The sequence below is a fragment of the Nosocomiicoccus sp. HMSC09A07 genome (genome assembly GCF_001808485.1).
In the GTDB taxonomy this organism is placed as follows: domain Bacteria; phylum Bacillota; class Bacilli; order Staphylococcales; family Salinicoccaceae; genus Nosocomiicoccus; species Nosocomiicoccus ampullae_A.
The window spans coordinates 36,209-44,835 of record NZ_KV793629.1; the positions used below are offsets into that span (position 1 = coordinate 36,209).

Here is an 8,627-nt window from a genome sequence, read left to right on the forward strand (position 1 = left end):
CAATCACCCTTTAATAATAGTACTGCCTGTCGCTTTATAAATACGGTTCATCAGCGCTTCAGTTTCACTATTTTGCTTAAATCCGTATATATAGATGATTTCAACATCCGACGCGTCCATATGTCTAAGTGCGGCATATAAATTCTTAGCCGCTTCACGGTAACTTCCTTCGTCTCTGCAAAGACTCGTAAACTGCATGTCTTTGTCGATGTATTGGCGGACAGTTTCTGGCGCGATGACTCCAACTTTATTCTTTTTTATACCTTCAGGTACACAAAGTCTCGTGTTCGAGTTAATGCCGCCTTCAACGACACTCATCGGCTGACGTGGTGCGTAGTGTTTGTACTTCATGCCAGGAGAAATCGGTCGTTCCATCGTATCTTTATGTTCTAAAATCTCTTCTTTTAATACGTCTTGTAACTCTTCGATTGATATGTGTCCTGGACGTGCGACTTTATATGGAAACTGTGTGCAGTCTAACACTGTACTTTCTAGTCCAATCTCAGATTTTTCAGATACGACTACACCAAATATTCTACCGTTTAAGTCGTGAATCACGTGTTCTGCATCTGTCGGAGATGGTTTGCCGCTTAAATTCGCACTCGGTGCAGCGATAGGTATATTTGTGTACTCTAAAATCTTTCGTGCAACTGGATGAGACGGCATTCTTACTGCGACACTATCCATTTCAGCAACTGTATTTGAAGCGATGACCCCATCTTTTAAAGGTAAGATAAAAGAAATCGGTCCAGGCCAAAATGTATCCATGAGTTTTTTTACTTTATCATCGATATAAGACGTGAACGATTCAACTTGCTCGTAGCTATGTACATGGACGATTAATGGATTATCTCCAGGCCGGTTTTTCGCTTGGAAAATTTTAATAATCGCTTCTGGATCTTTTGCATTTGCACCGAGACCATATACTGTTTCTGTTGGAATAGCGATGATTTCTCCGTATTCAAATGCTAGTTTGATTTCGTCCAACTTTTCAATCGTTTCCTCTGTAAGTGGTGCGTTAACGTCTTCAGATGTGATTTCCCATACTTTTGTATTCATTACTTCACCCACTCTATATATAAAATGCGGTCATTACCATTTATATCTTGAATAACTTCGCGCTTAGCGTTCGGCCAATATGTGTCAACAAGCGCAAGCACGTCCTTTTTTTCTTTCCAACCAATTTCAAAAAAAGCTTTCCCACCGTCATTTAAGATGTCGTCTAACGACTCTATCATTTTACGATAAAAATACAGACCCTGTTCTTCAGCGAAGAGCGCGAGCTTTGGTTCATATTTCTTTACAGATAATGACATATCTTCAAGTTCGTCTTCACTAATGTACGGTGGATTTGATACGAGTATGTCGACTTTAATCCCCTGTTCGATGAACGGTTCAAATAGATCACCGTTTAAAATTTTAACGTCGGCTTCAAGATTTTCTTTATTCTTCTTCGCGACTTCTAAAGCATCTTTAGAAATGTCAGATATGTATACGTCTAATTCAGGACGTTCTAATTTGAGTGTAATACCAATTGCTCCGGTGCCCGTCCCAATGTCCGCAACGACGCCTGAGTCGGTGTTTTTTAATACGTGCATGACGAGCTCTTCTGTTTCATTTCTTGGGATTAACGTATCGTTGTTCACGTAAAAATTTCTACCGTAAAAATATTGTATGTTCGTAATATATTGAACAGGTTCATCGTTTAACAGTCGTTGTACACCGTTCATATATCGCTTGTAATCATCATCCGTCATTTCATTATGACCGTTTAAAATTAGACTGAGCGTATCCATTGAAAATAAATCGTCTAATAATATGTCTGCAGCGCGCGTTTCTTTACGTGCTGCAGACAATAATTTTTTCGCTTCTTTTAGAGCAATATTAAAACTCGGCATTGTTTAACTCTTCTAATCGAGATTTTTGGTCTTCAATCATGAGTGAGTCTAGTACTTCATCTAAGTTACCATCGATAATTTGATCGAGTTTATTAATCGTTAAACCGATACGGTGATCTGTCACACGGTTTTGCGGATAGTTATACGTACGAATACGTTCTGAACGGTCACCAGTACCAACTGCGAGTTTACGCTTTTCACTGTATTCATCTTGTGCTTCTTGTTGCATCATGTCGTAAATTCTAGAGCGCATAACTTTCATTGCGCTTTCTCTGTTTTTGATTTGTGATTTTTCATCTTGTGACGTTACGACTAAACCTGTCGGTAAGTGCGTAATACGTACGGCAGAGTCTGTCGTGTTAACGTGCTGACCACCTGCACCACTTGAGCGGTACGTATCGATTTTTAAGTCTTCGTTACGAATTTCTACTTCAACTTCTTCAACTTCTGGTAAAACCGCAACTGTTGCTGTTGACGTATGAATACGACCACCTGATTCTGTTTCAGGGACACGCTGAACACGGTGTGCGCCGTTTTCAAATTTTAGTTTTGAATACGCACCGTGACCGTTAATTACGAAGCTAATTTCTTTAAACCCACCTTGGTCAGAAGCACTTTTATCGACGACATCGATTTTCCAACCTTGCGTTTCTGCATAGCGTGAATACATACGGAATAAATCTCCAGCAAAAATTTGTGCTTCGTCTCCACCTGCTGCCCCGCGAATTTCCATAACAACGTTTTTGTCGTCGTTCGGGTCTTTTGGAATGAGTAAAAACTTAAGTTTTTCTTCAAGCTCAGGAAGTAACGCTTCAGATTCTTTGATTTCTTCTTTTAGTAATTCATTCATTTCCGGGTCGTCTGACTCTTCTAACATTTCTTTAGACTCGGCAATCGTTTCTTTATGTGATTTATATTCTCTATACACTTCTACTTTTTCTGATAAATCACTTTGCTCTTTTGAATACTCTCTTAACTTATCCGGATTACTAGTTACATCTGGATCACTGAGCAGTTCATTGAGTTGTTCGTATCTATCTTCTAATATATCGAGTTGATCAAACATATCCTTCGTCCTTTTCTTCTAGATTCTTGTTAATTATATCATAAATTATGTACGTTACCTTGTTATTTACGGTACAAAAAAAGCTACACAGAACGTATCTGTGTAGCTCTTATATCGATTACTCTTCGTTGTTTTGAGATTTGAAACCAAATTTCTTGTTGAAGCGCTCTACGCGTCCGTCCGCAGCTGCGAAACGTTGACGTCCAGTGTAGAATGGGTGACAGTTAGAGCACACTTCTACTTTAATGTCTTCTTCTAAAGTTGAGCCTGTTTCAAATTCAGTACCACATGAACCACAGATAACATTTACTCTGTGATATGCTGGATGAATATCTTGTTTCATAAAACACATCTCCTTTGCCCTGAACCATCTGGAACAGAGTTATTTCGGGTTTTCCCTTTTCTAATACTTAAAATATTATACACGGATGGTTTCAAAAAATCAACACTACAATTTACATAAACGGTTTTCCAGTTCTGCTAGATTCAATCATCTTTTTACGTAGTACTTCAAAGAAGTCTTCGTTTGATTTCGTTTCTTTAATCGTCTTAATAAAACGCTCTGTAAAGTCATGCTTATCTGTAAATAAGTTTCTAAGTTGCCATAAAACTTCAAGCTCTTTTTGTTCTAATAATAAGTCTTCACGGCGCGTGCTTGAACGTTTAATATCAATCGCCGGATAAATTCTACGTTCTGCTAAATTACGATCTAAGTGTAACTCCATGTTACCTGTACCTTTAAACTCTTCGTAGATCATATCATCCATTCTTGAACCCGTATCAACAAGTGCGGTTGCTAATATCGTTAAACTTCCACCCGCTTCAATATTTCTCGCTGCACCAAAAAATGCTTTTGGTTTAAATAGTGACGCAGGGTCTAGTCCACCAGATAACGTACGCCCTGAAGGCGGCACGACTAAGTTATACGCACGTGCAAGTCGCGTAATAGAGTCCATTAATACGATTACGTCCTCGCCCATTTCAACGAGACGCTTACAACGCTCAAGTAATAGTTCTGCAACTTTAACGTGATGTTGTGGATGCTCGTCAAACGTCGAGTACACGACTTCAGCTTCTTCTACAGAGCGCTCGATATCCGTAACCTCTTCTGGACGTTCACCAATTAAGAGAATAAAAAGCTTTGCATCTGGAGAATTTTTAGTAATCGCAGTAGCAATTTCTTTTAACATCGATGTTTTACCTGCTTTAGGTGGCGCGACGATTAAACCACGCTGTCCATATCCAATCGGCGTAATTAAATCCATAATTCTCGTCGAATAATCTTTTGAATTCGTTTCTAACGTAATTTTTGTATCAGGATAAAGTGGAGTTAACGCTTGGAAGTGAGGACGTTTTTTAATTTCTTCAGCGTTATTATCGTTTACGAAGTCGACTTGTAGTAATCCGTAATAATTTTCTTTGTCTTTTGGTTTTCTAACTTTACCAGTAACTTTGTCACCTTTTTTTAATTCGAAGCGACGAATTTGTGACGCAGAAATGTAGATGTCTTTTTCACCTTTAGAATAGTTTACCGTTCTTAAAAAGCCGTAACCATCCGGTTGGATATCATCTAAAATACCTTCCATGTAATAGTTACCATCTTGTTCCATCTCAGCTTCTAATATTGCTAAAACAAGTTCTTTTTTGTTTAATTTACTATAGTTTTGAACGTTTAAGCTTTTCGCTCTCGCTGTTAAATCTTTCGTCGTATTATTTTTATATAACGCGTCAAACGTTTCATATTTCATGCCTTCATGTACTTTTTCAGTTTCTTCTGACATATGTTACACTCTCTTCTATTTAAAAATTCACTGTTGCCTATTAAGTCAGTCATTATTATACAGTAACATTCTCATAAATTAAAACGAATAAAAAAGTCTAAGATAAAATATCCTAGACTTTAAAAATATAACGATTAATTATCTTCAACGACCATTTTAGGTTTTTTCTTCATTGAGTGTTTACCTTCGATGAAACGAACTGTTCCTGATTTAGCGCGCATGACAAGGCTAGACGTATTTACGTAGTCCCCTTTAAACTGCACACCTTTCATTAACTCACCATCTGTCACTGCCGTTGCAGCGAAGATTGCGTCGTCTCCTTTTACTAAGTCTTCTAATAGAAGCTTCTCTTTTGGATCGACACCCATCGATTTACAACGTGCTTCTTCTTCAGCGTCTTTAGGCATGAGACGTCCTTGGAAGTCTCCGCCAAGTGCTTTGATACCAACTGCTGCAATTACACCTTCTGGTGCACCACCTGAACCGAATAAAATATCGACACCAGTGTAGTCAAAGCAAGTATTAATTGCTGCTGCAACGTCTCCGTTTTCAACGAATTTTATACGCGCACCTAATTCACGCACTTCATCGATAATGTGTTGGTTACGATCTCTTTTAAGTAATGTAACTGTTACTTCTTCGATTGATTTATTTTTTGCTTTTGCGACTGCTTTAACGTTTTCTGTTACTGACGCATCTAAATCGACGTGACCTTTTGCTTCAGGACCGACTGCGATTTTGTCCATGTACATGTCTGGTGCGTGCAGTAAATTACCGCGGTCTGCGATTGCAATAACTGTTAATGCATTCCAGCCACCTTCAGCAACGATTGTCGTACCTTCGAGAGGGTCTACTGCGATATCAATATCTGGACCTTCTTTTGTTCCTAACTCTTCACCAATATATAACATCGGTGCTTCGTCCATTTCGCCTTCTCCAATCACAACAGTTCCGTTCATTGGGATCGTATCAAATACGTGGCGCATGGCTGTCGTTGCAGCGTCATCCGCTTCGTTTTTTAACCCTTTACCGACCCATTTTGCACTTTCAAGTGCTGCGGCTTCTGTGACTCTTACTAATTCCATTGATAAACTACGTTCCATCTATAGTTTCCCCCTCGGTTTTTATCATAGATAATTATAACACACCATTATAAACAGTTTAAAATAAAATAGAGAGTAATTTTACTCTCTATTTATCAATTCAATATGTGCACCTAGTTGCTGTAATTTTTTGATAATATTTGAATACCCGCGCATGATATGGTGAACATTATGAATTCTCGTCGTCCCCTCTGCCAATAGACCAGCAACGACTAAGCAAAATCCTGCACGTAAATCCGATGCATATACGTCTGCACCATTTAATTTTGAAGGATGAATAAAGACAGAACCGCCTCTATTTTCAACGTGCGCATTCATACGGCGTAGTTCGTCGATATGTCTAAAACGTGCTGGATAAATGGTTTCAGTAATTTTACTCGTATCTTCAGCTAAAAATAATAATGGTGTAATCGGTTGTTGTAAATCTGTCGCAAATCCTGGATATGCTTGAGTTTTAATTTCTATAGCTTTATATGCTTTAGGACGTCTCACGATGACGTCGTCATCGTCTATTTCAAGTTCAACACCCGCTTCTTCTAGTTTAGAAAACAACGCGTCTAAATGTTCTGGAATCACGTTTCTAACTTTCACTTCATCTCCAATTGTGGCAGCGAGTGAAATATATGATCCTGCTTCGATTCGGTCCGGGATAATCGTATGGGCCGCACCATTTAAATGCCCAACACCTTCGATACGAATCGTCTCTGTCCCAGCTCCGCGAATGTTTGCGCCCATTTTATTTAACAGTGTTGCCACATCGATAATCTCTGGTTCTCTCGCAACGTTTTCTAAAACTGTACGCCCTTTTGCCATCGTCGCTGCGAGCATTACGTTAATCGTCGCTCCGACACTCACGATATCAAAGAAAATTTTTGTACCGACGAGTTCTTCTGCTTCGATGTGCAGTGCACCGTGCTCATTTTTAACTGTCGCTCCGAGTGCTTCAAACCCTTTGATATGTTGATCGATTGGTCTCGGACCTAAATGGCATCCTCCTGGTTGACCAATGACTACTTTTTTAAAGCGTCCAAGCATCGCGCCCATCATATAGTATGATGCACGTAATAATTCTACTTTTTCATCTGCTAGTGGAACGTTAACAGCATCTTCCGCATCGACTGTAAGTGTATGATTTGATAACTTCGTTTTTATATTTAAATCTTCTAGTATACTTACTAACGTTTTCACGTCAGAAATATCCGGCAGTCCTTTTAACGTCACTTCACCGCTACTCGCCATTAATGTAGCTGGAATGAGTGCGACGGCACTGTTTTTAGCACCGCTCACATACACTTCACCAGAAAGTGTGTGACCCCCGTTTATTTGAATGACTTGTTCCATGTCTTCCACTCCTGTGTGTCTTCGGTTTACTGGTTATTCCAGTCTTGTAAAAATTGCTCGATTCCTTTATCTGTTAAAGGATGATCCGTTAACTTTTTAAGCACTTTAAATGGAATCGTTGCGATGTCCGCACCTCTTAATGCAGCACCGTGTACATGTCCTTCGTTACGAATCGAAGCGGCGATAATCTCTGTGTTAATATCGTGGATGAAAAAGATATCATGAATATCTTCAATTAGCTGTAATCCGTCTAAACCGATGTCGTCTAAACGACCGATAAACGGTGACACATACGTCGCACCAGCACGCGCTGCTGTTAACGCTTGTACCGTATTGAAAATTAACGTCACGTTCGTTTTGATGCCTTCTTCAGATAACACTTTTACAGCTTTCATACCTTCAGCACACATCGGAATTTTAACGACGATATGTTTATGTAGTTTAGCAAGTTCGCGACCTTCTTCGATCATACCTTCAGCTTCTAGTGAAATAACTTCACCGCTCACAGGCCCATCGACAAGTTCACAAATCTCAACTAAACGATCGTGAAACGATATATCTTTTTCTTTAGCGACAAGTGATGGATTTGTCGTTACACCACTTAATACGCCCCATTTATATATTTCTTCTATTTCATTCATATTCGCTGTATCAATAAAATATTTCATCTCTTTTATGTTCCCCTTTTCACATATATACTGTCATTATAAATAAGTATTTCTCTCTCTTCAACGAATACATCATGATACGATATATTAAACGATATAACTAAAGGAGTTACTATGGATAAAATACTACATACACAAATGACAAATGTGTTTAACACGATAGAAAATCAAGAAGAAGAAATAGAAATCGCTGCACGATTACTCGCTCAAGCAACGATGTCTGAAGGGAACATATTATTAAAGACATTTAACGAAGCCACATTTTTTGAAGATTATTTTTTACACAATGACGAACGTATCCCATCGATTCAACCGTTCCATTCCATCGAAGATATCACAACACCAGACCGTCTATTAATCATCACAAAAGAATATACAGAAGAAGTAAAAGCATTCGTCGATCAACTCGACGACGAGTTTATCGACTACGTCTTAGTTTCAAATACAAATAAAGATAATAAAGCGGAACTCGAAGAAAAGCATCACTTCATCGATTTATCATCGAAGCGAAAACTCGTACCGATGCCGGACTTTGATCGTGTGTTAAACCCATATGGCACGGCGTTTTTATTCATCTATTATCATTTATATATTCTCATCGAAGAAATGACGAATCCGAAGTATGAATAAGTTCGTCGCATTGTGCTTTTAAGGAACTATTTCACGCAAATCGCTTTTGTGTTAAAAGATGAAAAACTATTTCACGCAAATCGCTTTTGTGTTAAAGCACGCTCCCTTAATTTAACGATTAGAGCATTTGCGTTAACGTA

9 protein-coding genes are annotated in these 8,627 nt (G+C 38.7%); 1 reads left to right on the forward strand and 8 read right to left on the reverse strand.

Features of this window, described 5'->3' with window-relative positions; translation table 11 throughout:
- Nucleotides 1–3 precede the first annotated feature (3 nt).
- The 8 genes from HMPREF3177_RS02940 to fsa form a co-directional block, all read right to left on the reverse strand.
- The gene (locus HMPREF3177_RS02940; RefSeq protein ID WP_070457043.1) at nucleotides 4–1,059 is read right to left on the reverse strand and encodes an L-threonylcarbamoyladenylate synthase; all 1,056 of its coding nucleotides are present in this window, start codon (nucleotides 1,057–1,059) and stop codon (nucleotides 4–6) included.
- Nucleotides 1,059–1,898 (reverse strand): peptide chain release factor N(5)-glutamine methyltransferase, encoded by an 840-nt coding sequence (gene prmC, locus HMPREF3177_RS02945; protein ID WP_070457046.1) that lies wholly within the window; start codon nucleotides 1,896–1,898, stop codon nucleotides 1,059–1,061. The genes HMPREF3177_RS02940 and prmC overlap by 1 nt, the downstream gene beginning before the upstream one ends.
- A complete protein-coding gene (gene prfA / locus HMPREF3177_RS02950; protein WP_068128570.1) occupies nucleotides 1,885–2,964 on the reverse strand; it encodes a peptide chain release factor 1 in 1,080 nt (359 codons plus the stop codon). The genes prmC and prfA overlap by 14 nt, the downstream gene beginning before the upstream one ends.
- Nucleotides 2,965–3,082: 118 nt before the next feature.
- On the reverse strand, nucleotides 3,083–3,307 hold the full coding sequence (gene rpmE, locus HMPREF3177_RS02955) for a 50S ribosomal protein L31 (RefSeq protein WP_040928311.1): 225 nt from the start codon (nucleotides 3,305–3,307) through the stop codon (nucleotides 3,083–3,085).
- 112 nt (nucleotides 3,308–3,419) lie between these two features.
- Complete coding sequence (gene rho, locus HMPREF3177_RS02960; protein ID WP_068128769.1) at nucleotides 3,420–4,712, reverse strand: transcription termination factor Rho; 1,293 nt, start codon at nucleotides 4,710–4,712, stop codon at nucleotides 3,420–3,422.
- A 167-nt stretch (nucleotides 4,713–4,879) separates the two neighbouring features.
- Nucleotides 4,880–5,848: a class II fructose-bisphosphatase gene (gene glpX, locus HMPREF3177_RS02965; RefSeq protein WP_040928312.1), complete on the reverse strand. Its 969-nt coding sequence runs from the start codon at nucleotides 5,846–5,848 to the stop codon at nucleotides 4,880–4,882.
- Nucleotides 5,849–5,929: 81 nt separating this feature from the next.
- Nucleotides 5,930–7,189 (reverse strand): UDP-N-acetylglucosamine 1-carboxyvinyltransferase, encoded by a 1,260-nt coding sequence (locus HMPREF3177_RS02970; RefSeq protein WP_070457047.1) that lies wholly within the window; start codon nucleotides 7,187–7,189, stop codon nucleotides 5,930–5,932.
- Nucleotides 7,190–7,215: 26 nt separating this feature from the next.
- Nucleotides 7,216–7,857: a fructose-6-phosphate aldolase gene (fsa, locus tag HMPREF3177_RS02975; protein ID WP_068128575.1), complete on the reverse strand. Its 642-nt coding sequence runs from the start codon at nucleotides 7,855–7,857 to the stop codon at nucleotides 7,216–7,218.
- A 114-nt stretch (nucleotides 7,858–7,971) separates the two neighbouring features.
- Between fsa and HMPREF3177_RS02980 the strand changes: the two genes are divergently transcribed.
- Entirely contained in the window at nucleotides 7,972–8,487 is a 516-nt protein-coding gene (locus HMPREF3177_RS02980; RefSeq protein ID WP_070457048.1) for a DUF2529 family protein, read from the forward strand.
- Nucleotides 8,488–8,627: the final 140 nt, after the last annotated feature.

Excerpts from the sequence above, each read along its gene's own strand:
- HMPREF3177_RS02940 (WP_070457043.1), bottom strand. The coding sequence starts at position 1,059 with ATGAATACAAAAGTATGGGAAATCACATCTGAAGACGTTAACGCACCA.
- prmC (WP_070457046.1), bottom strand. The coding sequence starts at position 1,898 with ATGCCGAGTTTTAATATTGCTCTAAAAGAAGCGAAAAAATTATTGTCT.
- prfA (WP_068128570.1), bottom strand. The coding sequence starts at position 2,964 with ATGTTTGATCAACTCGATATATTAGAAGATAGATACGAACAACTCAAT.
- rpmE (WP_040928311.1), bottom strand. The coding sequence starts at position 3,307 with ATGAAACAAGATATTCATCCAGCATATCACAGAGTAAATGTTATCTGT.
- rho (WP_068128769.1), bottom strand. The coding sequence starts at position 4,712 with ATGAAATATGAAACGTTTGACGCGTTATATAAAAATAATACGACGAAA.
- glpX (WP_040928312.1), bottom strand. The coding sequence starts at position 5,848 with ATGGAACGTAGTTTATCAATGGAATTAGTAAGAGTCACAGAAGCCGCA.
- HMPREF3177_RS02970 (WP_070457047.1), bottom strand. The coding sequence starts at position 7,189 with ATGGAACAAGTCATTCAAATAAACGGGGGTCACACACTTTCTGGTGAA.
- fsa (WP_068128575.1), bottom strand. The coding sequence starts at position 7,857 with ATGAAATATTTTATTGATACAGCGAATATGAATGAAATAGAAGAAATA.
- HMPREF3177_RS02980 (WP_070457048.1), top strand. The coding sequence starts at position 7,972 with ATGGATAAAATACTACATACACAAATGACAAATGTGTTTAACACGATA.